This is a genomic window from Aquiflexum sp., assembly GCF_977115555.1.
Map to the genome: position 1 here is coordinate 1 of NZ_CDSBKL010000629.1, position 1,556 is coordinate 1,556.

The 1,556-nt window shown below is 44.6% G+C and carries 1 protein-coding gene and 1 pseudogene; both read right to left on the reverse strand.

The genetic code is table 11. The annotated features are described in order from the left end of the window. Nucleotides 1-1,358, reverse strand: a 1,358-nt coding sequence (locus ACZFYI_RS20245) for an alkaline phosphatase family protein (protein WP_462525929.1), incomplete at its 3' end; no start/stop codon positions are given. Next, nucleotides 1,355-1,556: pseudogene (locus tag ACZFYI_RS20250) on the reverse strand (metabolite traffic protein EboE); the annotation flags it as partial. The gene ACZFYI_RS20245 and the pseudogene ACZFYI_RS20250, both read right to left, overlap by 4 nt.

Below are 1,556 nucleotides of genomic sequence, written 5' to 3' on the forward strand. Positions count from 1 at the left end.
TTCAAAATCAAATCCTGGATTTCGATTGAGGAGAGTTTTTCTTTGGAATTCAAAGCAGGATCTTGGCTGATGAAAACAGGATGGTCTAAGCTGTCCTTAGGAATCGCTCCATGGGAACCTTTGACCAATGTGGCATCCAAAGGAATGATGTCCATCAGGTACCTGAAACCAAGTTTTTTCTTCAGAATTTTTAGTCCGACAGTGGCTTTCAGCATCTTAATTTTTGGGTCGGCAAACATCTCTACAGGATCATAACCCGGCTTGCGGTGGATGTGCACACAGCGGGCATAATCCGGTGCTTTGGCATCATCCAGCCAAAAATAATAGGTAAACCAGGAATCCTTGTCCGCCACTGCGACCAATTCTCCAGACCTTTCGTGGTCAAGGTAATAAGCCTTTTTTCCTTCCTCATCCAAGACTATCTCAATACCTGGCGTATTTTCTAACAATGATTTTACGGCAGGAATATCCTTTTTGTCTTTGATATAAATATGTGCCAATTGGTGGTCAGAAACCGAAAATGCCTTGGATGTTCCGGCATCCAAAGTCTCCAATCCCAATTCATTTTTGACAGCGATGTAGCCTTTTTCTCTCAAAATCCTGTTGATATGGATCGGGTGGTTGACAGAGGTGATGCCGTATTCGGAGAGTAAGATCACCTTTGCTCCCTGTTTTTCATAGTAGCCGATGAGGTCTTTGGCAACTTCATCGATCTCGTTCAGTCCTTTTCCGATTTTTGAAAAATCAATGCCGCACTGTTGCAGCTTATAATCCAAATGTGGCAAATAGATTAGCGTCAGCGTTGGATTGTGCCATTCGTCCACTTTTTTAGAAGCTTCGGCAATCCATTTGGTGGAGGCGATATTGGCATTTGGTCCCCAAAAGGAAAACAGCGGAAACTGTCCCAATTCTTTTTGTAACCTGTCCCTCAGATCCATTGGATGGCTGTGGCAATCCGGTAATTTCAAACCGTTGGAAGGATAAAGCGGTCTTGGAGTGACCTGATAATCCGCATTGGAGTACATGTTGTACCACCAAAACATGTTGGAAACCGTAAATTCAGGATTGATTTTTTTGGCTTTGTCCCAGATTTTTTCGGATTGAACCAAGTGGTTTGATTGCCTCCAAAACTTGATTTCGCACTCATCCCTGAAATACCAACCGTTACCGACGATGCCGTTTTCGGAAGGCCATTTTCCTGTCAGGTAGACAGATTGAGCCGAACAGGTAACCGCAGGAAGAACCGGCTCGATGGTGGCGCTTTGACCTTTTGCGATCCAATCTCTCAAAAATGGGGTATGCTCGCCGATCACCCGACCGGACAAAGCGACGATATCTATGACTACTGTTTTTTTCATGGGTTGCTGCTGTTTTGTATGACCCACTGCAGTTCCCGGATGATCGATCCTCCGAGATCAAGGTTGATGCTTTCCGGCAATACTTCCCAAGTGTAAGTCTCTATTTCAAGGTGGTTGCAGACAGGGTCTTTGGCGATGTAATTCAATACGTCAAGGATATCCTGTTGGGTTGAGGCGATTTTTCCATAATCCGCCAAA